Genomic DNA, 26835 nt, shown 5'->3' with positions numbered 1-26835 from the left:
CATTTCACACGCATCTGAATGACAGTTTCCCATCGAAGTGATGCAAAATGCCCGGTATAGTATGTATTACCCGCAAGCCTGATCCCTTACCGCTTCACCTGAAGATTCAGCTCCAGAATCTCGCCGGGTAACCCATGATAATCCCCAACCCATGTGGATACAAAGTTCTGTCTGAGCAATATTCGACGTGATGCCGCATTGGACGGATCGATAACCGCATAGATTACACCAATTCCCGCCGCCTGTGCCTGAATAATCAGCCGAGCTGCGATGGAAGTCCCATGTCCTTTCCCCCAATGCTCCGGCAGAATCATGTAACCCATCTCCGCCCGGGACGGATCGGATTCATCCGGGATCAGTTTCGCGTAGGCCATGCCTACCCCATCTTCACCAGATATCCGATAATAGCCACAATTGTTGCCGAGATTATAGTTCAGCATGGATTCAAATTCCGCCGTAGCTTCATGCTCAGGCAGAGCACGTTCGGTAATCTGTTGCATGACTTCAATATTGGACACAAGTGCATAATAATCAGCAAAATCAGATGGTGCATATTTCAAGAAATTCATGACGTACATACCTCCTCCAAATGGCTAATAAGGACTTGCTCTTTTTATTTCACCTAGAGTATACCAGAAGCAAAGTATGCATTGCACACAACCACTTCATGTACAGAAGTCTCATCCCTCTCAGGTTGAGCCGGTACCAAAAAAGCGGCCTCCGTAGAGACCGCCAGCTTGCTTTTTATAAAATAGAACTAATCCCCACTACGATCAGCTTGCCCGGGATGAAGGGTTAAGATTCATCTGCTGTTCCCGTTGGCGTGTACGACGTCCTTGACCCGGAGGCGTAATAATCAACGCCAGCAAGAGCGAGACGGCACACAGTACAGCGATCACAATAAAGGTAAGATGGAATCCACCCAGCAGGGCGCTGATAAACGATCCAGCCAGGGCACCAAATCCAAATCCCTGATAGATCACGCCGTAGTTTTTGCTCTGATTTTTCAGTCCAAAGTAATCTGCCACAATCGCCGGGAAGACCGTGATATTCCCACCAAAGCAGAACGCGATAGCGGCCACACAGGCGAAGAAGATGCCAAAGCTCAGCGGTACCAGACTCAGCGTCATTACGGCAACAGCCGTAACCAGCAGTGCTCCGGCAATAACTTTCATCCGTCCTACTTTATCCGACAGCGCGCCCAGAATGATACGTCCAGCGGTGTTAAAGATGGCAACCATCGCCACCGCATTCGCAGCTGTAGCCACATTAAGACCTGCCAACTGAACACCGATGTCTTTCACAATACCAATCAGATACAGTCCACTCATACATGCCGTGAAGAAAATAACGAACAGCATATAAGCTTCTTTCGTACGCAGCATTTCTTTGACCGTATAATCATGACGTGTTACTTGTTGCTTCCCACCGTCCGTGCTGCTTGCAGCCGGAGCTTGTTCACGTACAACCGCTTCACGGATCAGGAACGAGCCGCCTACAATCAATACCAGTACAATAATGCCCCAGTACATAAAAGCTTGAGCAGGACCAACAGCACCGATTAATGCCGAGTTCACGTATTTGAACAACAGACTGCCTGTACCAAAGGCCCCGACCGAAATACCTGAGATCAGACCTTTTCGTTCAGGGAACCACTTGATCAGGTTGGACAGGGAAGTAATGTACGCCGTACCATCCGCGAATCCAACCACAAATCCGGCCAGAATATAGAGCAGTGTCAACGAACTCACTTGAGAACTGAGCACGAGTCCCAGACCCAGCACAACTCCGGCTACCCGAATCAGGCGACGAAGCCCCCATCGTTCTTGCAGTCGACCTGCAAATAGTGTGGCAAATGCCAAAGCAAAGCTGGTAATCGAAAAAGTTATCGCGACCGAGCTGACGTCCCATCCGAAACGATCAGACAACGGTTGATTAAATAAACTCCAGGTGTAGATGGTTCCGAGACCCATTTGTACAATAATGGTACCCAGTACAATAAGCCAGCGGTTCATTTTCATAGTTGTAGATGCTGAATTAGGTGCGGATGAAATAGCTGCTTTCATCGTGATCTCCCCTTTGCCGATGTCATATATATGAATGCGTTCACAAGCTAATCATACATGAAAGGGGATTCATTACACCGATTTGAGCATGAGTTGCATCAGATGCGGAATGAAATGCCTCTAGATGCGCATGAGCTGCCTGAATTCTTTGACTTTGCCCCGGCTAACGGGCACTTCAGCCTCCAGATCACGTAAACGAAGCAGGTACGTATTGTTAAACCAGGGCACAATTTCACGAATTTGAGACAAATTCACCACGTAAGAACGATGGCAGCGGAAAAAGGTTTCCTGTGGCAATCGACCGTGAAAATCCGAAATGCTGACCGGCATCGTAAACTCACCGTTTTTGGTATACACCTTTGTCACTTTCTCTTGAGCTTCCGCATAATAAATATCGGCGGTGTCAGTCACAATAATATTGTCATTGCGCAGCAGATTGATGCGTCGTCCCGTCTGGGCATTGGATTCCCGCGCCTGCAGATTTGATGCAGACCATTCATCGTTTGTTTGAGCCGTATTGTGAATGGGTCCATCATCACTGCCACGTTCACGTTCGTCCTGCTCATGATCTCGTTTGAACGCCGTTTCGAGTTTATGCAGCATCGTGGCAATTCGTTTCTCATCATAGGGCTTCAGAATATAGTCAAACGCCTCCAGCTCAAACGCTTCAGCGGCATGTTCCTTGTACGCCGTTGTGAATACGATATATGGCTTGCTCGCAAACTTCCCAATATGATGTGCCAGCATCATGCCATCCAGCGAAGGGATATTTATATCCAGAAAAATAACGTCGACTTCCTGCTCCTGCAGAAACTTCAGCACATCTAGTCCATCTTCCAAACAATCCACCACTTCAATTTGGCTATGTTCCTGTATCAAGTAATTCAGTTCCTCACTGGCCGGAATTTCATCTTCAACAATAAGTGCTCTCATTAACGGTTCATCACCTTGTCACTACATCTCCTTTGGGTACATCAAATAAAATATCAGTTCCTTGATCCAGCCGAGTAATCGTTAACCCTTGTCCATAAATGAGCTTCACCCGCCGATGCACGTTGTACAACCCGATCTGGTTGGCTGGCATCCGGTCATGGTATACACGCTCAATAATGTCGGCTCCAATGCCTGGTCCTGTGTCACTGACCCCAATTCGCACAAAGTCAGGATAGTCCTGTACCCGAATCCGTACGGTTCCGGGTCCCTTTACCTTGAGAATACCGTGAATAATGGCATTTTCCACAAGCGGCTGAATGACCAGACTTGGAATATGCACAGCCACCTCATCAATATCATAGATCACGTTAAGCCTGCTGCCGAAGCGCGCCTTCTCGATTTCCACATAATTGCGGACTTGCTCCAGCTCTTTGTGGATATCAATAAGCTCATCCGATAGCTCCAGGTTATAACGCATATATCCAGACAGATTCACAATCAGCTCGCGCGCCCGATCCGGCTTGGTTCGAATCGATGAGGCAATCGCGTTCAGCGCATTGAATAGAAAATGAGGATGAATTGTGGTCTGCAATGCACGAAGCTCCGCTTTATTGGCGGCAGCCTTGATCTCCTCTACACGTGATACTTCCATCTGGGTGGAAATAATCTGGGACAGGCCCACAGCCATCGTTTGCAACGGATACGTAATCTTGTACGCTTTGCGGTAATAGATTTTCAGGGCACCCGTCACTTCGCCCCGCTCTTTGAGCGGAATGATGAGCAGAGAGTGGATATCCGGCGTTTTCTCGTCAATGACATCATTGCTGATCGTAATCTCTCCGCTGGAGATCGTCTTCTTCGTCATCTCACTAATAATTTCATTACCGATGTGATATCGTTCCTCACCAAATCCCACATAAGCCAGTACATTTCGAGTATCCGTAATCGCAACCGCATCCGCCTGAATATCCTCCTGAATAATCCGACAGATCTTCCGCAGAGAGTCTTCATCAATGGAACGGAAGTACGGCAAGGTCTTGTTGGCAATCTCCAGCGCCAGCTTAGCCTGACGAGCTGCAATCATTTCCTTTTCCCCTTCTACACTCTGCACCAGCAGCACGATCAGTCCAATGTTCACCTCACCCAATATCATCGGCAGCGCAATCTTCGAGACAATATCGGCACCCAGAGGATCGGGATAGGAATACAACAGGATAAGCAGCATCGTAAGCGCCTCACAGATCATTCCCGCCGCAATACCGATCATCCAACGCTTCGACTTAGGCGTATACTTATGTATATACCCGGAGACCAGACCTGCAAGGATACTCGTAATCAGACACGGAATCGCCGTGACACCATCCATATCGATCAAATACCGATGCACCCCGGAGACAATCCCCGTAATGATGCCCACAGGCGCTCCAAACAGAATGCCGCCAGACATGATCGCAATAATGCGCACATTCACCAGCGAGCCTTCCACATTAATACCGGTATAAGTACCAAAGATGGCAAATGCACAGAATAACAACGTAACCGCAATGTACTCCTGCCATCTCAATTTTCCCTTTTGCAAAATCTGTCTAAACCGCGGTATTCTCGATAGAAAGAATAAAAATATAATCAGCAGTGCCGCCCGTTCAAACAGCCCCAGCAGCATCGTAAACATCTCCGTCAATCTGACTTCCTCCACATCCGTCAAAAATAAACGCCCCTCATCGCAGCAGCGTTTTCCTCACTTTGATTTCCATATAAGCTTGTATGCAACAGTTTACCGCTCCAATAGGAGGAAAGCAAAGTCGATCCTGTGAAAATAAGATGACTAAAGTCGCTAACCTATTGAACAGACAATACGGAATTCATTTTTCTCCAAACCTTTCTCTTCCCTGCCAACAAAGCTTCACTTTCCTACACATAAAACTCTACTTCCAGAAATCCACTGTGTTATAATTAATTGGAACATTATGCTAATTAATTAACTGAAATTTATTTAAGAAAGGTGTATTTAAATGTTTGTAATGCTACTGTTAGGCTTACTCCTGCTTTTTAGTGGTTTGTGGTAAATCATTTACTTTATCTCGAAACGTACCCAAAACCCTAATCGCTCGTCTGCTCATGTGCTGAGAGTGATTTTAAGTATTTCGATCCTCGTACTAATAGTTGAAAACTACATATACGAAACAACAGTACCTTCTAATGCCATTTTAATTTTAGTATTTATTGCATCCTTAATAGCTACGAGCCCTTTTTTTGTTAAGAATAAAGAGTGATGGGATGACACTAGAGGACCTGCAAAAAATTTTGTTAATAAGGATTATTTATAACTAGTTCAGCAATCAACGGAGGATAAAATGATAACAACAATCCAGCAGGTTTTGAAAGTTATCTCTGACCGAGTTTCAGTTTATACAGATCTGGATTGGATTATAGCTGGTTCAACAGCTTCTTTGATTCAAGGTTGTAACAATTTCCGGCCGAATGATATTGATATCTTGGTCAAACAAAACTGTGATGTTGATAAAATCGCCAACTTATTTATAGATTATTTGCCCGAAACAAATCCCTCCCTTCTATTCAACAAAAATTGGGTTTCTACAAAGCGCTTACCAACCTTTATGATAAATAACGATAGAGAGAAATGGGCTTTTGCCCGACTAACATTTATAGCGTCATTATTGAAATTGCCAACACCGTGTCGGACGAATACCTTGAATTAAGCCCTGTAGTCTGGGAATTAAAAAGATATGAGGAGTTTTCTGGAATGCTGATTCCCGTGGTCCCCTTAGGATTGCAGCTGAACTCCAGTTATGAACAAAAGAAACCGGATCGCGTCAAAGCAATCAGCGAGGTCATTAAGTTGAAAAATCTGGATCTACAATTCATGGAGAACTATTTATCAAGCAGCTCCTATCGACAGCTCATAGAACAATTTAGATGATAATTCAAATAAAATCCGTTTAGAATCTGCAAATAGGTGTTTCATAAGCAACTTTTCCCCGGCAAATATAAAGAAGAAACCACTCCTCACAAAATGGAGTGGTTTTCTGAAAGTTAGAACTAAACCTTTGGTTCGAACAGTCAATTTAACTCTGCTATGATACGATGTAAAACCTTTTTGCTTTCTACGTCTTTTGGCCGTGGTATCCTGCCAATCTGTTCGTAAACCTCTTTCTCTTCCAAGAGCTGCCTAGGGTTCAAGACATAAGCTGATATTCCGTTCAACATAAAACGTTGTGGTAACAAGGAATCAAACCGCCAGACCCACTCAGGTAAGCCGTTCATAATAATGCTTCTATCCTCCGATGTGGTTATATAGCAAAAAGTGATGTCTACGCCATCCTTCTGGAAATCGGATTGCCTACCTCGAAATTCTTCTTTGACGGTAACCTGTTCATATCCAGCTTCGACAAGAGCCGACTCTAACTGATCTCGGTATTGTATCCAAGTTATCAAGTCTATATCGTCATGTAGACGGGTGACCTTACCAAGTAAAAAATCAATTGCCCATCCGCCACGTAACCAAAAATCAATTTTCATTGTTGCAGATATTGTACTGATTTCACTTAATAAATTTAATTGTGACTCTGTTTGAGTTTGGAAAAGTGGATCAATCATATTTAACCTCCTGTAAAGCAGTTCTTCGCTTCTCTATGTAATCACCTGTTCAATACATTCCATTTTTAAAGGAGCAAAGCTCATGGTACCATATGTTGGAATATATTTCTATATCGTCAATTATCCTCTATTTCCCTCGGACATGCCTCAGTACTCCATATTTATCTACCATTGATTGACGATTTCTAGCACTCCATTTCTGCATAAATCCATAAATCCTCCTTAATATTCACAATACCATATGGCTCTCACTGCCTTAAACAAACAAAAGGGCGGTTCATAAGTCATCTTGCTGACTTATGAACCGCCCATCCACTATAATTACTTCATACACATTCGATGTAATTTGGTTTTTATAAAATGAACTTCCAGTTACACAGTAACGGAGAGTGCAGAACCAATCTGGAGAAGCGAAGCGCTCGCCTTTATCACCGGATTTTACCCTTTCAAAGGGTAATTCAAAAAAATCCGGGGATAACAGCGATTGGAAGATGGTACTGCACTCGGAGTGGCCACGTGTAACACCCAGTAGTTCATTTTATACCACCCAACATTCCATCGAATCCCTACCTAAACATGCCCCACAACTTAATCAAATGAAACGTATTGTTTGGATCAATCTTCTGCGCAAGAACAAAAGCAACAAATTGTTCCTCCTGAGTCGTAGAAAAATTCTCGTTCAAAATGACCGCTGACGACTTGACCAACCTTCTCACCTTGGCCTTATCCTGCAAATCAGACTTGGTGACCCCATCTATCAACTTTTTGATACGCTCTTTGACAGCGGGATTTTTCATCTTTGTTTTGATCCGCTCCACCAGCTGCGGACTGATTCCATATTGTTGGTAACCCAAAACGTACAGCACCTCCTGAATAATGAACTCACTTCTTATTCATATGACAGGAGGGCCTGTACACTTGACATTTTCCCACGGAAAATGTGGAAAACCACACATCTACAGCTCCGATTAATCGATCAGATCACCTTGGAATACCTGCTGCTGCTGTAAAAAGTCACGTAAAGGAGCGTAGTCAACAGACGTCCAGAAGTTCGCATCCGCAATCAGGCTGGACACATCATCTCGCGCCTGCTCCAATATGGCAAAATCTGCAACCATGTCGGCAAGACGGAACTCCGGTAATCCACTTTGCTTGGTGCCAAAGAAATCGCCCGGTCCCCGCAGATCCAGATCTCGACGGGATACTTCGAATCCATCTTCAGTTTCCGTCATGACCTTCATGCGCTCCTGCCCAACTTCTGTCTTGGGATCAGCAATAAGCACACAATAGGAGGCATGAGCGCCCCGACCGACCCGGCCACGAAGCTGATGCAGCTGTGACAGACCGAAGCGGTCCGCATCCATAATAACCATCAGCGTTGCGTTAGGCACATCGACCCCGACCTCCACAACCGTTGTGGAGACCAGGAGCTGAATTTCGTTGCTGTAGAAGTCCCGCATCATCTCTTCTTTCTCGCCAGCCGTCATCCGTCCATGCAGCAGACCTACACGGTACTTCGGAAAGTTCTGCTGCATCTGGATATGCAGGTCAATCGCATTCTGTACATCCAGCTTCTCCGACTCTTCAATGAGCGGACAGATCAGATAGGCCTGACGTCCCTGGTCCACTTCTCGCGAAATAAAACCAAGTACCCGGTCCATCATGTCGTGCTTAACCCAGTACGTTGAGATTGGAATCCGTCCCTTTGGACGTTCCGAGATGGTCGATACCTCAATATCACCAAAAGCCGTAATCGCCAGTGTTCGCGGTATCGGCGTCGCCGTCATCGTTAACACATCCGGGTTATAGCCTTTACGCCGCAAAACGCTGCGCTGATTCACACCGAAGCGATGCTGTTCATCCGTAACGACAAGACCCAGATCGCGGAAAAATACATCTTCCTGGATCAGAGCGTGTGTACCGACAACGATATCGATCATCCCCATCTGCAAGGATGCAATCAGATCTTTGCGCTTCCGTCCATTCACACTGCCCGTTAACAGACCCACAGTTACGCCAAAGGGTTCAAACAGCTTTTGCAGTGAGCGCATATGCTGTTCTGCCAGAATCTCCGTAGGGACCATCAGAGCCCCCTGAAAACCGGAACGAACGGTCGTATACAGCGCAATCGCTGCAATAACCGTTTTACCTGAGCCTACATCTCCCTGCAGCAACCGGTTCATCGAATACGGTGAACGCATATCATGCAGAATTTCAAGCTCTACCTTCTTCTGCGCATCCGTCAGTTCAAATGGCAAACTGCGAACGAACTCCCGAATCGTCGTATTATCCGTTGTGTGTACTACACCATCCATACGATCCCGGTTCAATGCACGATAGGCCTGCATCTTGAGTTGAAACAAAAATAACTCCTCATACACCATCCGTTGTCTGGCCTGCTGGCCTTCCCGGTTATCCTGCGGACGGTGAATCCCGGCAATCGCCTGTTTGCGAGCCATGAATCCATATTTCTTCATGAGGGATTGAGGCAGAATTTCGGGGATCATTTCCCCGAATTGGACTAACCCCTGATTAATCGTTTTGCGCATCCAGGACTGCGTAAGCTTGCCGGTTACGGAGTACACAGGCTGCAGCGTGCCCGAACGCCCTTCCCCTTTATCCGGGAACTCCGAATCCGTTACGGTCATCTGCATACGTTTCTGTTCCCATTTCCCTGTAATGACAATCTCCCGATTGGGCGTAAGCTGCTCCTTGAGAAAATGCCGATTGAACCAGGTGGCTGAGATCATCCATTCTTCCGTCATCACTTTACAGGTAAGACGTGACTTTTTGCCATAACGTTGCAACACCGGGATACCCATCACTTTACCCTGTACCGTAATTTTATCCCCGTCCTTCACTTCACTGAGCGAACGCAGCCGATAATCCTCATAACGAAACGGGTAATATTCAAGCAAGTCTTTTACAGTAGAGATGCCAAAGGCGTGAAGCTCTCCCTCTTTGAGAGCACTCACGCCGCTAATTTGTTTTACCGATATTTCTTCCCATTTCATGTCTAATCCCTCATTCCGGAACAGGCCACATAAAGATGGCAATTACGCCTGGCCCAACATGGCTGCCAATGACGGCCCCAATATTGGTATATACCACTTCATTCAGTGTAAAATGCCCGCGTAATTGCTCTGCACAAGCGATCGCCGATCCAGGGTCTGCGGTATGACCTACCGCAAGATTAACACGTTGACCCGCCAGATCCTGCTGAAACAGCTCAATAATGCGTGCCATGGCTTTTTTGTGACCTCTGACTTTCTCCACTGCGTAAATAACGCCTTCCTCATCAATGGACAAGATCGGTTTAATATTCAACAGTGTTCCCAAGATGGCCGCAGCCTTGCCTATCCGACCGCCTTTCTGCAGATACTCTAATGTATCTACAAGAAAGAACAGCTTGCGGCTCTGCTGCATGGCTGCTACAGCCGCAGCGATCTCCGCAGCGGACTTGCCTTGTTCAGCAAGCTCGGCAGCCTGTACGACCAATAAACCATATCCATAGGATGCAGACTTCGAATCCAGTACCGTTATGTCTCCCTCACGTTCCAGCAACGATTTGCCAAGCAGTGCCGATTGATAGGTACCACTCATGCCGGAAGACAAATGAATCGATACAATGGGCCGCTCTGGGTCCTCATCCAACAATGTGTTATAGATATTCATAAAATCGGTGGGAGAAGGCTGTGAGGTTGTAGGCAGCACGGATACCTTCTCCAATTTTGCATAGAACTGTTCCGAAGTCAGATCAACGCCGTCTGCATAAGCTTCCTCCCCGAACAAAACACGCAGCGGAACAACATGAATCCCGTATTTATGGATCAGTTCTTCCGGTATATCTGCCGTGCTATCGGTTACGATCGCAACCTTGTGGCTCATCAGATTTCCTCCTCTTTGCTTAAGTGCTATTAGTGCATGTTCAAAAAGTTAACTGGGAACTTTTTGAACAACCTCTATTAGGACTCTACAGAGAACAAATAATAATAAACCGGCTGTCCTCCAAGATGCACCTCTACCTCAGCATCAGGATATTGTTCTTCAAGCCATGCGACAAGCGCAGCGGTAATCTCAGGGGTGGCCTCGTCCCCTTCAAGGATGGTCACTACTTCATCTCCGCTCTCCATCATCTGTTGCAGCAGGCCTTCACATGCGTGCAGCATGCTTTCATCCGTTGCCACGATCTTGGAATTATGGATACCGATATAGTGCCCAGCTTTGATATCAAGCTCGTCATATTGTGTATCTCTGACCGCATGAGTCACTTGACCGGACTGTACCCGGCTAATCGCCTCAAGCATATGGTCACGATTGGTTTCCGCAGATTCATCCTCCTGGAAAGCAAAAGCCGCTGCCATGCCCTGAGGGATCGTCTTGCTCGGAATTACAATAATTCGACGCTCATCTTCAAGCAACTCGCGAGCCTGTTCGGCAGCAAGTACAATATTGGAGTTGTTCGGCAAAATAAATACCTGCTCTGCCGCGATCGAACGCACCGCTTTCACAAAATCTTCAGTGCTCGGATTCATCGTCTGTCCACCAGACAGAACAACATCCACGCCGAGACTCTGGAAAATCTCCGCAATGCCTTCACCAGAAGATACCGCGATGAAACCATATGGTGCCATCTCGTCTGCTGGGAGCACAGCTTTTTCCACGCTACGCGTCGCTTCAGGAGGAATCTCTGCGAACAGCTCAGGCGAAGGCGCAATGTCCATACCTGCAGTCAGCAGATCACGATGCTGCTCACGCATATTGAGAATGTGAATTTGTGTGATTTCTCCATAACGGAGAGCTAGATTTAATACATCCCCAGGTGTCTTGGAATGCACGTGAACCTTAATCACTTCATCGTCAGCAATAATAATGATGGAGTCCCCGTTAACTGACAACGCTTTCCGGAATGCTTCGTCATCAAATGCAACGCCTGCGTTCTCTCCAAGCTCACGGTTAATAAAGAACTCCATGTCATATAGGAACTCAATATCTTCCGTTTCCAGTCGTGCTTGGGCAGACATTGGCATCTCCGGCACGATTACCTGCTGTGCAGGCTTCGCAGAAACCACTTCTGACGGTGCAGCTGGTTTCAATGCAGATGCCGCTACGGTTGGTTGTACGTCTCTCTGGAAGGATGTACGACTTGCCCCATCCGTTTGCAGCAGAACGTCCATAAAGCCTTCGTAAATATATACAAGCCCCTGACCGCCCGAATCCACAACACCGACCTGTTTCAATACAGGCAGCAATTCCGGAGTCATTGCCAGTGCTTCTTTTGCTTTTAACAATACTTCATTCATTAATTCAGTTATATCATTCGTCCGTCTTGCGTAGTAGCTGGCATGTTTCGCCGCTTCCTTGGCTACGGTAAGAATGGTCCCTTCAACGGGCTTCACTACGGCTTTATAAGCTGCGTCCACACCGTTCTGCAGGGCTGCGGCGAACTGGAGTGTATTCAGTTCCTCGTAAGGAGCAGCTGAACGACTGAATCCGCGGAACAATTGCGATAATATTACTCCGGAATTCCCCCGTGCACCCATAAGCAGGCCTTTTGATAAAATACCGGCAGCTTCTCCGATGGAGGCAGAACTCTTACGTTTAATCTCTGCCACTCCTGCACTCATTGTCAAATTCATGTTCGTTCCCGTGTCACCATCCGGCACAGGGAAAACATTCAGGGAATTGACGTGCTCTGCATGCTGTCCAAGTTGTTCCGCTCCGGCAAGTACCATTGCGGTGAAATCTGTTCCATTTAAAGAACGTATACTCAAGTGAGAATTCCCCTTCCTAGCTTGATACACGAACATCTTGCACCAAGATGTTATCTGGTCTGTTCATGCGCAAACGCTTATCGCGTTATTCTTCGTCCATACCTTGTCCGGCACAGGCATAATAATACATAATGTCAGCCGGATTAACGGTCTGGGCGGCCGGGCAACCGATATCCTGCAATTGCTCTGTAACCCCTAACTCGGGGCATACGGATATGCACCGGTATCAAGAGCCGGCATGAATGCCGCATGGAGACTGGTGCCAATGATGGAATGCCGCAGCTCACAGCGTTGCCAAAAAAGCAGACCACCGACCTTTAAGGCCGGTTTTTTCTCCGGCTTCCCCGCGGCAACAGCCTGTTCACCGCTGTATTATGGACTATTCAACATTGTACTATATTAGACAGGAGAAATAAATAAAGTTTTTGGATCAGTTGACGAAGCTTTTTTCAATATGATATTATATTCAAGTATTGTTTTATGCAGGTTTAGTAATGGAAATGATCCGGCTATGCCGGCTTGAACAACGCCATTAGCTACTGGAACCTGACCATTGCGGTCAGGAAGAACAATTTAGCCCGTTTGGAATGGCATTCGTGTCTCCTTAGGGCAACTGGTTATTTTAGGATAGGAGGTGTAATCTATGTCTCGCAAATGTTATGTGACAGGTAAGAAACCGGGCACCGGTAACCACGTATCCCACGCTAACAACCGTAACCGTCGTTCTTGGGGCGTAAACGTTCAGAAGGTCCGCATTCTCGTGAACGGTAAACCAAAACGTGTATACGTAAGCACCCGTGCACTGAAAGCCGGTAAAGTGACTCGCGTATAATCACGCAAAGCTACTATAAATCGGGTAAGCAAAAAGCACCTTGTTCCTTGCAGGTGCTTTTTTGGTATTCAGAAATAAAATCATGAATACACACATCAGCATGTGAATGGCCGCCGCATGGCGCTTCGCAGGTCCGAATTCCAGATGATCCTGTAGCCAAAGCGGCGGTATTCGCCAATGGAACCTTTTAATCATGTCAGTTCTTTTGAAACGTATTAAGAATCGCCTTTACAAACCCTCCCAAAAACTTCGGCAGTTTGAATGTGTAAAATTTCATACTTCACCCTCCCCATCATGCTCATGCATCCGCCGTATCCTATGCTCCAGGCCTTCCTTGCCTTAAACACGACAAAAAAGGCTACATGAGAAACCTGCTCATGTAACCATATTTATGCGGAACCCTCTGTCCCTATTCCACAATGACGAGCCTGTTATTAGGTCATTTAGGTTTGGGTAGGGATATATTGATAGACAGCGATCATGAATACACTCAATAAGTAATACAGTATGCTGAATATCACAAAAGTAACCCGAAGTCCTGTACGGTCAAATTTGCGGAAGTACATAATGACAACACCAACCCCGATCAATGACGTAATCGCATTGTATGGGGATTGAATAACCGCAAACATAGCCAGCACCAGTCCCGTAACGAGACTCGCAGCCATTGTCCACAGCGTCTCCTTGAGGTTCATGCTCAGCCTCCGTAACTACTGCGAATTTCGGCAATCGCGGCAGCGCGATCTTCACGTCCAAATACAGCACTTCCCGCAACAAGCACATCCGCGCCAGCTTCAACCACAAGCGGAGCCGTGTCGGCAGCAATACCGCCATCCACTTCAATATGCACGTCATGACGTCCTTTTTCGTTAAGCCAGCTACGAATTTGCTTGATTTTGTTCATCGTGCCAGAGATGAAAGCCTGTCCACCAAAACCGGGATTTACGGTCATGACAAGCACCATATCCACATCGTCCAGCACTTCCTGAATAGCACTCGCCGGAGTTCCCGGATTAAGAGCAACCCCTGCCTTAACTCCCTGTTCTTTGATCAGATGAATAACGCGGTGCAGATGCACACAAGCCTCGGCATGAACCGTAATAACCGCCGCACCAGCTTTCGCAAATTCCTCCACATAACGTTCTGGGTTCTCGATCATCAAATGCACATCAAGCGGCAAGCTTGTATGTGGAGCGATCGCTTTTACAATCGCAGGTCCAAGCGTAATATTAGGGACGAAATGACCGTCCATGACATCAACATGAATCCAGTCTCCGCCAGCAGCTTGGGCTTCCGCCACTTCCGCGCCGAGACGGGCAAAATCCGCAGATAAAATAGATGGTGCAATTTTAATCATATTAATACCTCCGCTTTTTGTCTTTCATTTCTGTAAGGAATTGTTCGTAGTGCTGATAACGGCTTTCGGAGATCATTCCCTCCGCTTTGGCTGCAAGCACCCGACAACCTGGTTCGTGCGTATGGGTACAGCCTCGGAACTTACATTGATCCGCATATTGAGCGAACTCCCGGAAACAAGTGGATAACTCCTCCACACCAATCTCCAGGAAGTCCAGTTGGCTGAATCCCGGCGTATCCGCGACAAAGCCACCATTATCCAGCGGTATGAGCTCCACGTGCCTGGTGGTGTGTTTCCCTCGGCCAAGGCGCATGCTGATTGCACTGGTCTCCAGGGTTAGACCTGGCATCAAGGCATTCAGCATCGAAGATTTACCTACACCGGATTGCCCGGAGAATACGCTAATCTTGCCGGCAAGACGCTCCTTGAGCAGTTCATTGCCTTCACCGGTTCGTGAACTGGTAGAGATAACTTCATATCCAATTTGCTCGTACATAGCTTTTACTTCTGCTACTGTATCACGGGCATCGTTTTCTGGATCAGCCAGGTCCTGCTTCGTGAGCACAATCAGTGCATCCAGTCCAGCTTGTTCGATATGTACCAGGAATTTGTCCAACAGATTGAGATTCATGTCCGGTTCCTTAACGGAAAATAACAGAACAGCCAGACTTACATTGGCAACAGGTGGACGAATTAACTCCGTTTCACGTTTGCGAATCTCATCTACTGTTCCTTCTCCGTTCTCTGTCAGCATATAGCTGACACGGTCACCCACAAGTGGTGAAGTACCCCGTTTTCTGAAGATACCTCTGGCCCGACATTGAACGGCGGAGCCTTCAACCGAAGGCACCCCGCTGTCTTCCAGTGGCATGACATAATAGTAACCGCTTAGCGCTTTAACGATGATACCTTCTGGCATAGCTCCGTCGCCCTCCTTTAATTTACAGTACATTTACCCTGAACGTCGGCAATAAGCCGCCCTTATGGACGGCTTGATGCGTTAACGACTTCCTTTTTCTTGTCTTTTCCTTTGGCGAGACCATTTCCGTTCTTCATCGCAGAAGTATCTGCTTCGTCATGCTCCCCTTCACCCTCAACAGGTGTATCCGGTTCACCTTCCTGTTGTGTATCCACGGTGCCTTCATCACCACCACCGCCTTGTTCAGGCTCCTCCGTTGTTGGAGGCGGCTCTGCACCCTTCTCAGGCTCAATGGTAGGCACAACTACCGTTCCGTTCTTGGCATCACTGTAGGACACCAGATACGTATCCAGGAATTGGCCATCCCGGTAGACAGAGACAACACCATCGACGTTTGGAGCCAAAATAAGCGGAATTGTCAGCATTTGGGCAGACTTGATTGTCCGGGTCCCCCATTCCTGACTTTTGCCACGAGCATCCTCGAAAGTAATTCGAATTTTGCTGTTCTTTCCTTCTTCTTTTGGTGAAACGTTAATGTTATAGGCGTAGTTCAATGCCTCTGGCGGATATCCAGTACTAATGAAAATGGTGATTTTGTCACCAGGATTCACGTCTGCACCGGCTTCCACAGGCCATTGCTGTGTCACTTTGCCTTTATCTACAGTGTAGCTAAACTCTTCCTGAACTTGAGCAAGGATTAAGCCGGCGGATTGAAGCTTTTTCTCGGCCTCGCTTCGTGTGAGATTTTTCAAGTCAGGCATTTTTATCGTTTCGGATCCTTTGCTCACAGTCAGAACAATCTGAACCTCTGCCGGATCGTATTCTTCATTCACCCCAGGAGTTTGGGACAGAACCGTACCCGCAGATTTATCATTTGAAAATTCCTCTTTTCGCTGGATCTGATCCTCTTTGATTCCAAGTCCGGTGAGTTGTGAGACCGCCTCATCATAAGATTTGTCTTTGAGATCATTCATCTTCAACAACTCTTTTTCTGCCCCAACGCTCAGCTGGACCTCAGAGCCTTCTTTGACCACATCGCCTTCATTTCGGGTCTGGTCAAATACGATACCTGGGTCCACATCCTCCTTGTACTCCCGGATGACATTATCACTGACCACAAGCCCTTGATCCTGCAACATTTGACGAGCCTTTTCCTCGGTTTGGCCAATGACATTGGGTACAGTCACATCTGGCACAACAAGCATGCCTTTCACGTACCATACAACTCCAACCATCGCGATTAGAATAAGCACGGTCAACGAGATCAGCAGTGCTGGCTTCTTCCAGTTCTTTGTTTTGGTTTTGCCCTTGTTGTTATCTTGGTCAGACTCCATCACGGGTATAGCACCTGTGGATGTAACTCCACGTGGCTCCGGCTTGATCGCCGGCATAACACGGGTCTGATCGATATCATCCTCATCCGGAAAATCAATTTTCGTTTCATTACGTCTTTCCGGCATCAGGCAGGTTTCCAGATCCGTCTGCATTTCTTTAGCAGATTGGTAACGCTCCTGCGGATTTTTGCGCATGGATTTAAGAATAACGTTCTCCACGCTTTGCGGGATAAGCGGATTAAATTTGCGAGGTTCATCAAACTCTTCCTGCAAATGCTTCAAAGCAACGCTAATTGGACTCTCTCCCAGGAACGGAAGCTGACCAGTCAGCATTTGATAGAGTACTATACCAAGAGAATATAAGTCCGACTTCTCGCCAGTCACGATGCCTTTGGCATGCTCAGGTGAGAAGTAATGTACGGAACCGACTACTGAGCCGGTCTGTGTAATCGTTGTGGACGTAACCGCACGGGCAATCCCGAAATCCGTTACTTTCACACGGCCATTACGACCAATCAATATATTATGCGGTTTGATATCCCGATGAATGATCTGATTATGATGTGCATGATCGAGAGCATCTGCAATCTGGGAGGCAATTCGAACGGCCTCGTCCACCTGCAGAGGCGCCCGTTCTTTTATAATTTCATTCAGGTTTTTACCTTCAACATATTCCATGACAATATAATGAACATCATCTTCCTGTCCGACATCATAAACACTAACTACGTTAGGATGTGAAAGCGAAGCTGCTGATTGTGCTTCTCTGCGGAAACGGCGGATAAACTCTTCGTCATGCACAAATTGCTGCCGTAACACTTTGATGGCAACGTTCCGGTTGAGCAACAGGTCCTGGGCCTTATACACAAGAGCCATGCCGCCACCGCCGACACGCTCGATCACTTCATAGCGTCCGCCTAGCTGGTGCCCAATCATGACTCACACCCCGTTTCCGATATCACGGAACCTTCCTTTTGCAGTTCGAATAATGCCACCGTAATATTGTCATCTCCTCCAGCAAGCAAAGCCAGCTGAAGCAGGCGATCCGCACGATCTTCCAATGCCAGTTCCAGATTACCTGCGACCTGAATGATCTGCTCATTGCTGACCAGATTACTAAGCCCATCACTGCACAGGAGAAGAACTTCGCCTTCTTCCAGCTTGACGGTATCCAGATCCACCTTCACTTCAGCATCTGTCCCAAGAGCACGTGTCAGCACATTTCGACGCGGATGATGAGAGACATCTTCTTTGCTGATCTGACCATTTTTGAACAATTCATTGACCAGTGTATGGTCCTCGGTCAACTGGATCACATGTTTGTTTGCAATTTTGTATGCTCTGCTATCACCGATGTGACCAATAACGCCTTCCGTATCATTTAATAACGCCGCAACCACGGTAGTTCCCATGTTGTGGTAATTATCATCCGAGGAGGCAGTACGGAAGATCACTTCGTTGGCATGCAAAATAGCATCGCTCAATGCGGCTGACAAAGACGCATGTGAAAGACCCGGCTCAAGCGTTCCCAGATCCTGCACCAACGTCTCTACCGCCAGACGGCTTGCCGTATCTCCTGCAAGATGTCCGCCCATACCATCGGCAACAATACCCAGAATATAACCTGTATCGAGATTTCGAATCCAGGATGAATCTTCATTCACCGAACGCACCCGTCCGATATGGCTCACATGAACTGTTTTGATCAAAACGTTCTCACCTCAACTCCATATGCTTTGCACGAAGCTGACCGCAAGCGGCAGCAATATCATGTCCCTGTTCACGACGAATGGTTACATTAACACCCTGCTCCGAGAGAATCTTCTGAAAATTGAAAATATCGCTTCTGGATGTTCTTACGTACTTGCGCTCAGGTACATGGTTGACCGGAATCAGGTTCACATGGCACAACATGTTCTTAAGCACGCTTGCGAGTTCTGCCGCATGTTCCGGCTGATCATTCACACCACCGATAAGTGCGTACTCAAACGTAATTCTGCGCCCCGTTTTCGCCAAGTAATAACGCAAAGACTCCATTACATCCTCAAAAGGAAAACGGCGGTTTACCGGCATCAATTTAGAACGCAATGCATCATTTGGCGCATGGATGGAAATCGCCAGGTTAATCTGTGTATCTTCATCTGCAAACTTGTAAATGTTTGGTACGATTCCACTTGTGGACACCGTGATATGGCGCTGACCGATATTCAGCCCTTTTTCGTGAATCATGATACGCAGGAACGTCATTGTTGCTTCATAGTTCTCAAAAGGTTCACCTGAACCCATGATTACGATACTGCTGACCCGCTCACCGCGTTCGTCCAAAATTTTCTGGGCTTGCACAACCTGAGCGACAATTTCGCCAGCTGTAAGGTTACGTTTCAGTCCACCCAGCGTGGATGCACAGAACGTGCAGCCAATCCGGCAGCCAACCTGTGTTGTTACACAGATGCTGTTACCATAGTTGTGCTTCATGATAACTGTTTCGATCGCATGATCATCATGCAGACCGAACAGGAATTTCACCGTTCCATCTTTTGATTCAAACTTCGTAATTTCAGTAAGTGTAACGAATTCAAATTGTTCAGTCAGTTTTTCACGCAGCGCTTTGGACAAGTTCGTCATTTCACTGAAATCATTCACACGTTTCACATAAATCCAGTCGAAGATCTGACCACCGCGAAAAGCCGGCTCCCCGTTCTCAACAGCCCACTGTTGCAGCTCCTCCAGGGAATAATCATATATAAAAGGTTTCATTTTGTTGTCAACACCTATTCCTTCTTTTCTTTTCATTCTTCCTATTCTATCACAAAGACCACGTTACATCCATGTATACCCTTGATGCCTGTACTTCATGCATTATAACACCTCAATGCCTGCATCGCACCCTATCATCACATTTTACTGATGTTGAACACCTTCAGTCTAATCACAAAGAAATCCGCCGAAGTTCCCCTCGGCGGCTATCCTTCAGTGCTCTATTAAACTGTTAATCCGCTATCCTTGTCAACCTGGCAATGAAAAATCCGTCACTGTGAGCGTACTGTGGCAGGATCTGCACACCACCGTTCACAACCTTCCAATCGGCTGTCTCCATACCAGACCAAGCAGAGTCTTCAGCGGCTTTGTATTCCGGATGCCGGGCTAAAAAGTCAGCGACCCTATGCTCGTTCTCCGCAGGCTCGATTGTACACGTACTATACACCAGAATACCACCCGGCTTTAATAGCGGTGCAACCCGATCCAGCAGTTCACGTTGAAGATTGGAGATATCGTGAATATCTTCCGCAGTTTTCGTCCATTTGACATCCGGCTTGCGGCGAATAACACCTAGACCAGAACATGGCGCATCCAGCAGAATGCGGTCAAATGACGCCTCAGGATAACGCTCATCCAGATCAAGTGCATCCCCTGTTACAGCATCAATACAGCTAAGTCCCAGACGATCTGCCTGATCCATGATCAACTGACGTTTGTGAGCATGTACATCATTGGCCACAATTCGTCCACGGTCCTGCATTTTCTCCGCCATATGGGCTGTCTTTCCGCCAGGAGCTGCACAGCAGTCCAGTACAGTCTGACCATCTTCAGGCCCAACTGCCTCGGCTACAAGCATGGAACTTTCATCCTGAACGGACAGCAAGCCATCCCGATACCAGGACGTATGTGCCATGTTGCCACCACTGCGTACGAGAATACCGTCCGGACTAAGCCGGGAAGGTTCCACGATAGCACCCGTGCTCTCCATCTCCAGCATTAATTTCTCACGTGTAGTCATTGTTGTGTTCACACGAACACTAACCGCAGGCGGTTCATTATTTGCACGGCAAATCGCTTCCGCTGTCTCTTCGCCATATTGGCTGATCCAGCGTTCGACCATCCACAGCGGGTGTGAATGCTCCAGTGAGATACGTTCAGCTGCAGGCAAATGTTCGGGAATGCGCAGTTCATCACGATTGCGAATCATGTTCCGTAGAACGCCATTCACCATACCGGAGATGCCCTGATGACCTAATTTCTTAGCCAAGTTGACGGCTTCACTCACCACCGCGTGTTCCGGAATACGGTCCAGATATAACATCTGGTACACGCTGATACGTAGCAGGCTGCGAACCCAAGGTTGCAACTTGGATACACCTTTGGCTACATAGCGTTCCAGAAAATAATCAAGGGTATTCCGTCTTGCGATCGTACCATAGACCAGCTCTGTAGCTAGTCCGGCATCTGCCGGACTTAGCTCGGCCTCTTTCAGACGCCGGTTCAGCTCAAGGTTGCTGTAAGCTCCCTCTTGCTCAACGGCGCTGAGTACCTTTACAGCGAGTGCACGAGCAGATGTTTTAGGCCGCTCCGAGCGTGATGTACCGTTGACCGAAGGGGACGCAGATGAATTTCCTGCACGACCCGATTTCCCCTGGTTGGGACGGGGTTTATTTCCTCCACGTCCGGACGTATTTCCTGCGACTTTATGACTATTTGCAGACGGACGGCCCGGTGTATTTCCGCTCATTGCAGCACCGTTCCTGGTTTCAGAGTGCCACCACGGGCAAAGTCAGCAGCTTGCATCACTTTTTTGCCTGCAGGCTGAACCTCAGTAAGCCAGAGAGAACCGTCCCCTGTGCGAACTTCAATGCCGTTTTTGCCCAATTGTAATACCGTTCCCGGCTCAGCTTGTCCAGCAACCGAAGAAGAGAGTACATCCGCCTGCTTCGGATTTGCTGCTGCCCAGACCTTGAAAACCTGCTCATCCCACATCGTGAATGCACCCGAGAACGGCACAAGACCGCGAATTTGATTAAACAATTCACGCGACGTGCGATTCCAGTCCATCTTCTCGTCATCCCGAGTCAGATTACGAGCATACGAAGCCTCGGCTTCATCCTGTGGGACAGCCGTTGTTTCGCCTGCTACCAGCCGCGGCATTTCTTCCTGAAGCAATTTGGAGCCTGCTTCACTGAGCTTTACAAACATGGACCCTGACGTATCTTCATCCGTAATCGCTACTTCCACACGTGAGATCATATCTCCCGTATCCAAGCCTTCCGCCATAAACATCAGTGTAACTCCCGTCACTGGCTCTCCATTAATAATGGAGCGTTGAATCGGGGCACCGCCGCGATATTTTGGCAAAAGAGAGCCATGCACGTTCACACATCCACGAACGGGCATATCCAGCACAGCTTTGGGCAGAATCTGCCCAAATGCCGCAGTCACAATCAGGTCCGGTTTCCATTCAGCCAATTGGGCTACAGCTTCTGGAGCACGCAGTTTCACTGGTTGAAATACAGGCAGGCCGTGGCGTTCTGCCGCAGCCTTGACTGGTGTTGGTGTAAGTACCTTTTTACGGCCCTGTGGTTTATCTGGCTGTGTTACTACCCCAACCACGTTATATCCCTCGGCTATAAGCATATCGAGAGACGGAACTGCAAATTCAGGCGTTCCCATAAAAACAATATTCAAATCAATCACTCCTTAGTTACGACGCGGCCCGGTTTGATCGGCTGCAATTTCGTATACCTTTTCAGCAATATCCGTAAAGAGTACACCATCCAAGTGGTCAATCTCATGTTGGAATGCACGTGACAACAATCCGCTGCCCGTAATAATCAGTTCCTTGCCTTCACGGTCCAGCCCTTTGACTGTAACTGTCTCAAAACGACGCACATCACCGTTAATGCCAGGAATACTCAAGCATCCTTCGGGTCCAAATTGCTCTCCCTCGCTCGAAATAATCTCCGGATTGATCATCTTGATCAGCCCCTGTTCATCTCCGCAATCGATCACAATCAGGCGTTTCAAAATACCAACCTGTGGCGCAGCCAAACCTACGCCTTCTGCGTCATACATCGTATCTGCCATATCATCCAGCAGTTTCTGTACATTGGGTGTAACTTTGGTTACTTCTTTAGCTCTTTTGTGTAGTACCTCATCCGGTTCTTTCACGATAATACGAATAGACATGTTGTAAGCACCTTCCTAATCCTCATCATAATTTCAGGACATCAAGCTCATTTCAAAAATAAGTACTGATTTTCTGCTATGTAGCAGGTATCAAAAACTGATTTTAAGATCGAGCCATCATTCATGTTGTTTTTAATCTATGTTTATACCGCTTGTTTACATCCGCATTTTACTACAAATGCTCACATTAACATTTGCGGGTCTACATCCAGACTAATTTGCAGCTTCTGCGCCTGAACATCGTCGTCCATGCGCCGGGCGGTCGCGAGCGCCAGTCCAATGGCGTCGACATCCCCCCGCCATTTTATCATACATTGGAATCTGTATCTATTCTTGATCCGAGGAATCGGTGATGCTACCGGGCCAAGCACATCAAAGGCATCATTACTGAAACGGTCCAAACTACCTAACCAGCCAGCAGCATTTGCCTTTTCTTTCAGTATTCGTGTGTAGTTCTCAGCCAACCGGATCAGTACCGGAAGCTGCTCATGTGAGAAAGTCACCAAAATCAGGCGACAGTAAGGCGGATACTGCAAATTGCGCCGATGCAATAATTCCTCACGGACAAACGAAACATAGTCATGCTGGCTCGCATGCCCAATCGAATAGTGCTCTGGTGTATAGGACTGTACGAATACCTCGCCTGGCAGTTGATGTCGACCAGCACGGCCGGCCACCTGGGTGAGCAGCTGAAATGTTTTTTCGGCAGCCCTGAAATCAGGCAAATTGAGTGCGGAGTCTGCGGTGATGACACCAACCAGAGTGACATCAGGAAAATCAAGCCCTTTGGCAACCATCTGGGTTCCCAGCAATACGTCTGCCTTTTTCTCACGAAACTGCTTCAATAACTTCTCATGCGAACCTTTTTCGCTCGTTGTATCCACGTCCATCCTAATAACACGAATACCCGGAAACAGCTTAGCCAATTCTTCCTCTACCCGCTGTGTACCTGTACCGAAATATCGAATATGCTCACTACCGCAATCCGGACACACTTCTGGTGCTGCTTCCGCATAACCACAATAATGACAACGAAGATTGTTTGAGCGCTGATGATAGGTTAATGAAATATCACACTCGGGACAGCCTGCAACGTATCCACAACTGCGGCACATCACAAAGGTAGAATAGCCACGTCGATTCAGCAAAAGCACGGTCTGTTCCCCACGCTCCAACCGCTCTTCCAGCCCTTTATGCAAGGCACGGCTGAACATCGAGCGATTTCCGTCCTTCAACTCTTCACGCATATCAACAATTCGTACCTCCGGCAGCTTATTTCCAAGTGCGCGGGTAGGCATCTCCAACAAAAGTGGTGCAAAATCATCATTGCTCTGCGAACGAGCAGCATAGTAACTTTCCAGCGAAGGTGTCGCTGAACCCAGGACAACGACCGCCTGGTGCTGCTGTGCTCTTTTTACCGCTACATCACGGGCATGATATTTCGGGGTTTCTTCCTGTTTATATGAAGTCTCGTGCTCCTCGTCCATAATGATCAGACCAAGACGACTAAACGGAGCAAAGACTGCTGAACGGGCGCCAATGGCAACTTTCACCTGGCCTTCCCTAATTTTGCGCCACTCATCATAACGCTCTCCACCAGACAAACGACTGTGCATCACAGCAACCTGATCACCAAAACGTCCTTTAAAACGCTCTACCATCTGCGGTGTCAATGCAATCTCGGGTACAAGTACAATTGCCTGCCGATCCTGTTCAATACAGCGCTGAATGGTCTGGAGGTATACTTCCGTCTTGCCACTGCCTGTTACACCATGAAGCAAAAAGACGCCATGGCGCCTTTCCTGTAATCGACCATTGATATTGTTATAGACTAGCTGCTGCTCGTCGGTCAGATTCAGTGGCTCGGTCGCACGAAACTTACGTCCCTGATAAGGGTCACGAAAGACTTCGACGTCCTCCGTCACAACTAACCCCTTCTCCTCAAGCCCTTTGACTGTAGCCGCTGATACCTGAAGTGTGGACAACAATTCTTTCATCGCCATCGGCAACAGTTCTTTCATTTCCAGCAAGAAAGCCAAAACTTCTTTCTGCCGTTGCGCCTTTGCCGGGAATGAAGTCAATGCCTCTTCCGCAGCCGCTGCATCCACAGCTAGATTAATGGATTTCATCGTTTTTTTATTCAGCTTGTCCTTAATTGCCTGACTTTCCAGCAGGACACCACTGAGCAACAACTTCTTGATCAGCGCAGCATGATTGGGGTATTTACGACTCAATTGTTGCAGGGGAACCTGCCCACGACTCTTCACAAAACGAATAATATCTTGCTGCACTTTTTCTGAAGTCGATTCTTCTCCCCATACAAAAAGAACTTCTTCGCCTGACGCAGAACCTGCCATTTGTCCATCCAGGGCATCTCCAAGTGAGATATACCGTTCTGCTTTCCCTTTCAGCGCAGTCGGTACCATCACCTGCAAAGACAAAATACGGTTGCTGGCATAACGTTCACTCATCCACTCGGCTAATTCAACCAAATCTTCAGACAACGGTGGAACGATATCCAGCAATTCCTGAATCGGTTTGAGTTTGAAAGTCTCCGTTCCCGTGCGAGGCACCAGATCAATTACGAAACCTTGCACCGTCCGATGACCAAAAGGTACACCTACCCTGCTGCCAATCTCAATCCATTCACGCATGGATTCCGGCACCAGATAATCAAACGGCCGGTCCGTTTCCTTCACAGGAACATCGACAATAACCTTGGCGATCTCCATATTAATTCCTCCCGGCAATGCGCTCCGCCGCAATCGAAAGCAACCGGCGGGCCACCTCTTCCTTGGCCACCACCTGAAGCTCTTCCACCAAACCTTCACGGTCATAGATGTGCACCGCGTTGGTATCTGTTCCAAATCCGGCACCCGTCTGCGTGACATCATTGGCTACGATCAGATCACAGTTTTTCCGTTCCAGTTTCTCACGTGCATACATTTCTAATGAATTTGTCTCCGCAGCAAAACCAATCAAAAATTGATGGCTCTTCTGCTTGCCCAGCGTTTCAAGAATATCTATATTTTTAATAAGTTCAAGCGATAATGTATCGCCTTTCTTCTTGATTTTCTCCGTGTACACTTCCTTGGGGCGATAATCCGCAACAGCCGCGGCCTTAACCACGATATCTGCATCATCCCACTCACCTGCTACCGCATCATACATATCCTGCGCAGACTGTACCGGGATCACCTTTACATTGGCTGGCGGCTGAACCTGGGTATTCCCCATAACCAAAGTCACATCTGCCCCCAGATCACGAGCTGTCGCTGCAATGGCAAAACCCATTTTTCCAGAGGAATCATTGGTAATATATCTCACCGGATCAATGCGTTCAATGGTACCTCCTGCAGTGACCACAACCTTCTTCCCGCTCAACAAGGAAAGCTGTTCGTTACGTTCCCGTTTGGCAGACTCCTGCTGTTCAAAAAATCGTTCCACCACATCGACAATTGTCTCTGGTTCTTCCAAACGTCCTTTGCCCACATACCCGCACGCCAGTTGACCTTCACCCGGTTCAATCATCATAGTTCCGCGCTCCGTTAACAGGCACATATTATGCTGCACAGCCGGATGATCATACATATGTACATTCATCGCTGGCGCAATCATCACCGGTGCAGTGGTTGCAAGCAAGGTTGTAGAGAGCATATCATCAGCCATCCCATGTGCCATTTTGGCAATCACATTGGCTGTTGCCGGAGCAACCAAAACAAGATCGGCCATATCAGCCAGATGGATATGCGAGACGACCGAAGGCTCCCGCTCATCAAATGTATCACTATATACCACATTTCGGGTCAAGGTTTGCAGCGTTAATTCGGTAATAAACTGTTTCGCGGAATTCGTCATAATGACATGAACGTCCGCTCCTTTTTGCACCAGCCTGCTGCATAATGTAGCCGCTTTGTATGCGGCTATGCCGCCAGTCACACCAAGCACGATTTTTTTACCGTTCAACATGGTTATCCCCCCGATATACGACGTTTATAATGATGAATAGAGAAAAAAATAACAACCTCGCGGTTGTCAAATAAA

The 26835-nt window shown here is 47.5% G+C and carries 24 protein-coding genes; 3 read left to right on the top strand and 21 right to left on the bottom strand.

Features of this window, described 5'->3' with window-relative positions:
• Window positions 1–86: 86 nt before the first annotated feature.
• The 4 genes from ACR1R9_RS06125 to ACR1R9_RS06110 all read right to left on the bottom strand — a co-directional run bounded on the left by ACR1R9_RS06125 (window position 87) and on the right by ACR1R9_RS06110 (window position 4662).
• Window positions 87–569, bottom strand: a complete 483-nt coding sequence (locus ACR1R9_RS06125) for a GNAT family N-acetyltransferase (protein ID WP_433921509.1) — start codon at window positions 567–569, stop codon at window positions 87–89.
• Between the two features lie 204 nt (window positions 570–773).
• A complete protein-coding gene (locus ACR1R9_RS06120) occupies window positions 774–2066 on the bottom strand; it encodes an L-lactate MFS transporter (RefSeq protein ID WP_175383106.1) in 1293 nt (430 codons plus the stop codon).
• A gap of 120 nt (window positions 2067–2186) precedes the next feature.
• Window positions 2187–2999, bottom strand: a complete 813-nt coding sequence (locus ACR1R9_RS06115; RefSeq protein ID WP_076288239.1) for a LytR/AlgR family response regulator transcription factor — start codon at window positions 2997–2999, stop codon at window positions 2187–2189.
• A gap of 10 nt (window positions 3000–3009) precedes the next feature.
• A complete protein-coding gene (locus ACR1R9_RS06110) occupies window positions 3010–4662 on the bottom strand; it encodes a LytS/YhcK type 5TM receptor domain-containing protein (RefSeq protein WP_433923754.1) in 1653 nt (550 codons plus the stop codon).
• Between the two features lie 691 nt (window positions 4663–5353).
• On the opposite strand from ACR1R9_RS06110, the gene ACR1R9_RS06105 reads away from it, so the two are divergent.
• Window positions 5354–5719, top strand: coding sequence for a hypothetical protein (locus ACR1R9_RS06105; protein ID WP_433921510.1), 366 nt, complete (start codon window positions 5354–5356; stop codon window positions 5717–5719).
• Between the two features lie 44 nt (window positions 5720–5763).
• A complete protein-coding gene (locus ACR1R9_RS06100; RefSeq protein WP_433921511.1) occupies window positions 5764–5940 on the top strand; it encodes a hypothetical protein in 177 nt (58 codons plus the stop codon).
• Window positions 5941–6080: 140 nt separating this feature from the next.
• Here ACR1R9_RS06100 and ACR1R9_RS06095 read toward each other — a convergent pair whose 3' ends face one another.
• The 5 genes from ACR1R9_RS06095 to ACR1R9_RS06075 form a co-directional block, all read right to left on the bottom strand.
• The gene (locus ACR1R9_RS06095; RefSeq protein WP_099858244.1) at window positions 6081–6617 is read right to left on the bottom strand and encodes a nucleotidyltransferase domain-containing protein; all 537 of its coding nucleotides are present in this window, start codon (window positions 6615–6617) and stop codon (window positions 6081–6083) included.
• A gap of 566 nt (window positions 6618–7183) precedes the next feature.
• Window positions 7184–7471, bottom strand: coding sequence for a stage VI sporulation protein F (locus ACR1R9_RS06090; protein WP_053784316.1), 288 nt, complete (start codon window positions 7469–7471; stop codon window positions 7184–7186).
• A 114-nt stretch (window positions 7472–7585) separates the two neighbouring features.
• Window positions 7586–9631: an ATP-dependent DNA helicase RecG gene (gene recG, locus ACR1R9_RS06085; protein ID WP_433921512.1), complete on the bottom strand. Its 2046-nt coding sequence runs from the start codon at window positions 9629–9631 to the stop codon at window positions 7586–7588.
• A gap of 10 nt (window positions 9632–9641) precedes the next feature.
• The gene (locus ACR1R9_RS06080; protein ID WP_175383109.1) at window positions 9642–10505 is read right to left on the bottom strand and encodes a DegV family protein; all 864 of its coding nucleotides are present in this window, start codon (window positions 10503–10505) and stop codon (window positions 9642–9644) included.
• Window positions 10506–10582: 77 nt separating this feature from the next.
• Window positions 10583–12391, bottom strand: a complete 1809-nt coding sequence (locus ACR1R9_RS06075) for a DAK2 domain-containing protein (protein ID WP_433921513.1) — start codon at window positions 12389–12391, stop codon at window positions 10583–10585.
• Between the two features lie 643 nt (window positions 12392–13034).
• On the opposite strand from ACR1R9_RS06075, the gene rpmB reads away from it, so the two are divergent.
• Window positions 13035–13223, top strand: a complete 189-nt coding sequence (rpmB, locus tag ACR1R9_RS06070) for a 50S ribosomal protein L28 (RefSeq protein WP_024631107.1) — start codon at window positions 13035–13037, stop codon at window positions 13221–13223.
• 196 nt (window positions 13224–13419) lie between these two features.
• On the opposite strand, the gene spoVM is transcribed toward rpmB, so the two are convergent.
• The 12 genes from spoVM to coaBC all read right to left on the bottom strand — a co-directional run bounded on the left by spoVM (window position 13420) and on the right by coaBC (window position 26760).
• Window positions 13420–13500: a stage V sporulation protein SpoVM gene (spoVM, locus tag ACR1R9_RS06065; RefSeq protein ID WP_019424875.1), complete on the bottom strand. Its 81-nt coding sequence runs from the start codon at window positions 13498–13500 to the stop codon at window positions 13420–13422.
• Between the two features lie 166 nt (window positions 13501–13666).
• A complete protein-coding gene (locus ACR1R9_RS06060; protein WP_024631109.1) occupies window positions 13667–13918 on the bottom strand; it encodes a hypothetical protein in 252 nt (83 codons plus the stop codon).
• Window positions 13919–13920: 2 nt separating this feature from the next.
• Complete coding sequence (rpe, locus tag ACR1R9_RS06055) at window positions 13921–14580, bottom strand: ribulose-phosphate 3-epimerase (RefSeq protein ID WP_053784310.1); 660 nt, start codon at window positions 14578–14580, stop codon at window positions 13921–13923.
• Between the two features lies 1 nt (window position 14581).
• Entirely contained in the window at window positions 14582–15499 is a 918-nt protein-coding gene (gene rsgA / locus ACR1R9_RS06050; protein ID WP_076288235.1) for a ribosome small subunit-dependent GTPase A, read from the bottom strand.
• A gap of 62 nt (window positions 15500–15561) precedes the next feature.
• Entirely contained in the window at window positions 15562–17769 is a 2208-nt protein-coding gene (gene pknB, locus ACR1R9_RS06045) for a Stk1 family PASTA domain-containing Ser/Thr kinase (protein ID WP_433921514.1), read from the bottom strand.
• Window positions 17766–18542: a Stp1/IreP family PP2C-type Ser/Thr phosphatase gene (locus tag ACR1R9_RS06040; protein WP_063565604.1), complete on the bottom strand. Its 777-nt coding sequence runs from the start codon at window positions 18540–18542 to the stop codon at window positions 17766–17768. The genes pknB and ACR1R9_RS06040 overlap by 4 nt, the downstream gene beginning before the upstream one ends.
• A gap of 7 nt (window positions 18543–18549) precedes the next feature.
• Window positions 18550–19590 carry a 23S rRNA (adenine(2503)-C(2))-methyltransferase RlmN gene (rlmN, locus tag ACR1R9_RS06035; protein WP_063565754.1) on the bottom strand — a complete coding sequence of 347 codons (1041 nt, stop codon included), beginning with the start codon at window positions 19588–19590 and terminating at the stop codon, window positions 18550–18552.
• Window positions 19591–19822: 232 nt separating this feature from the next.
• Window positions 19823–21340, bottom strand: coding sequence for a 16S rRNA (cytosine(967)-C(5))-methyltransferase RsmB (gene rsmB, locus ACR1R9_RS06030; protein ID WP_433921515.1), 1518 nt, complete (start codon window positions 21338–21340; stop codon window positions 19823–19825).
• Entirely contained in the window at window positions 21337–22290 is a 954-nt protein-coding gene (gene fmt / locus ACR1R9_RS06025; protein WP_326065825.1) for a methionyl-tRNA formyltransferase, read from the bottom strand. The genes rsmB and fmt overlap by 4 nt, the downstream gene beginning before the upstream one ends.
• A gap of 12 nt (window positions 22291–22302) precedes the next feature.
• Window positions 22303–22791, bottom strand: a complete 489-nt coding sequence (def, locus tag ACR1R9_RS06020) for a peptide deformylase (protein ID WP_024631117.1) — start codon at window positions 22789–22791, stop codon at window positions 22303–22305.
• Window positions 22792–22973: 182 nt separating this feature from the next.
• Window positions 22974–25523, bottom strand: coding sequence for a primosomal protein N' (gene priA / locus ACR1R9_RS06015; protein ID WP_076288231.1), 2550 nt, complete (start codon window positions 25521–25523; stop codon window positions 22974–22976).
• A 1-nt stretch (window position 25524) separates the two neighbouring features.
• Complete coding sequence (gene coaBC / locus ACR1R9_RS06010) at window positions 25525–26760, bottom strand: bifunctional phosphopantothenoylcysteine decarboxylase/phosphopantothenate--cysteine ligase CoaBC (RefSeq protein ID WP_076288230.1); 1236 nt, start codon at window positions 26758–26760, stop codon at window positions 25525–25527.
• Between the last annotated feature and the right edge of the window lie 75 nt (window positions 26761–26835).

It is taken from the genome of Paenibacillus taichungensis (genome assembly GCF_050994985.1).
In the GTDB taxonomy this organism is placed as follows: domain Bacteria; phylum Bacillota; class Bacilli; order Paenibacillales; family Paenibacillaceae; genus Paenibacillus; species Paenibacillus taichungensis.
This window is presented reverse-complemented; position numbering and strand designations above follow the sequence as displayed.

Excerpts from the sequence above, each read along its gene's own strand:
- ACR1R9_RS06125 (WP_433921509.1), bottom strand. The coding sequence starts at position 569 with ATGAATTTCTTGAAATATGCACCATCTGATTTTGCTGATTATTATGCA.
- ACR1R9_RS06120 (WP_175383106.1), bottom strand. The coding sequence starts at position 2,066 with ATGAAAGCAGCTATTTCATCCGCACCTAATTCAGCATCTACAACTATG.
- ACR1R9_RS06115 (WP_076288239.1), bottom strand. The coding sequence starts at position 2,999 with ATGAGAGCACTTATTGTTGAAGATGAAATTCCGGCCAGTGAGGAACTG.
- ACR1R9_RS06110 (WP_433923754.1), bottom strand. The coding sequence starts at position 4,662 with ATGCTGCTGGGGCTGTTTGAACGGGCGGCACTGCTGATTATATTTTTA.
- ACR1R9_RS06105 (WP_433921510.1), top strand. The coding sequence starts at position 5,354 with ATGATAACAACAATCCAGCAGGTTTTGAAAGTTATCTCTGACCGAGTT.
- ACR1R9_RS06100 (WP_433921511.1), top strand. The coding sequence starts at position 5,764 with ATGCTGATTCCCGTGGTCCCCTTAGGATTGCAGCTGAACTCCAGTTAT.
- ACR1R9_RS06095 (WP_099858244.1), bottom strand. The coding sequence starts at position 6,617 with ATGATTGATCCACTTTTCCAAACTCAAACAGAGTCACAATTAAATTTA.
- recG (WP_433921512.1), bottom strand. The coding sequence starts at position 9,631 with ATGAAATGGGAAGAAATATCGGTAAAACAAATTAGCGGCGTGAGTGCT.
- ACR1R9_RS06080 (WP_175383109.1), bottom strand. The coding sequence starts at position 10,505 with ATGAGCCACAAGGTTGCGATCGTAACCGATAGCACGGCAGATATACCG.
- rpmB (WP_024631107.1), top strand. The coding sequence starts at position 13,035 with ATGTCTCGCAAATGTTATGTGACAGGTAAGAAACCGGGCACCGGTAAC.
- spoVM (WP_019424875.1), bottom strand. The coding sequence starts at position 13,500 with ATGAAATTTTACACATTCAAACTGCCGAAGTTTTTGGGAGGGTTTGTA.
- ACR1R9_RS06060 (WP_024631109.1), bottom strand. The coding sequence starts at position 13,918 with ATGAACCTCAAGGAGACGCTGTGGACAATGGCTGCGAGTCTCGTTACG.
- rpe (WP_053784310.1), bottom strand. The coding sequence starts at position 14,580 with ATGATTAAAATTGCACCATCTATTTTATCTGCGGATTTTGCCCGTCTC.
- rsgA (WP_076288235.1), bottom strand. The coding sequence starts at position 15,499 with ATGCCAGAAGGTATCATCGTTAAAGCGCTAAGCGGTTACTATTATGTC.
- pknB (WP_433921514.1), bottom strand. The coding sequence starts at position 17,769 with ATGATTGGGCACCAGCTAGGCGGACGCTATGAAGTGATCGAGCGTGTC.
- rlmN (WP_063565754.1), bottom strand. The coding sequence starts at position 19,590 with ATGAAACCTTTTATATATGATTATTCCCTGGAGGAGCTGCAACAGTGG.
- rsmB (WP_433921515.1), bottom strand. The coding sequence starts at position 21,340 with ATGAGCGGAAATACACCGGGCCGTCCGTCTGCAAATAGTCATAAAGTC.
- def (WP_024631117.1), bottom strand. The coding sequence starts at position 22,791 with ATGTCTATTCGTATTATCGTGAAAGAACCGGATGAGGTACTACACAAA.
- priA (WP_076288231.1), bottom strand. The coding sequence starts at position 25,523 with ATGGAGATCGCCAAGGTTATTGTCGATGTTCCTGTGAAGGAAACGGAC.
- coaBC (WP_076288230.1), bottom strand. The coding sequence starts at position 26,760 with ATGTTGAACGGTAAAAAAATCGTGCTTGGTGTGACTGGCGGCATAGCC.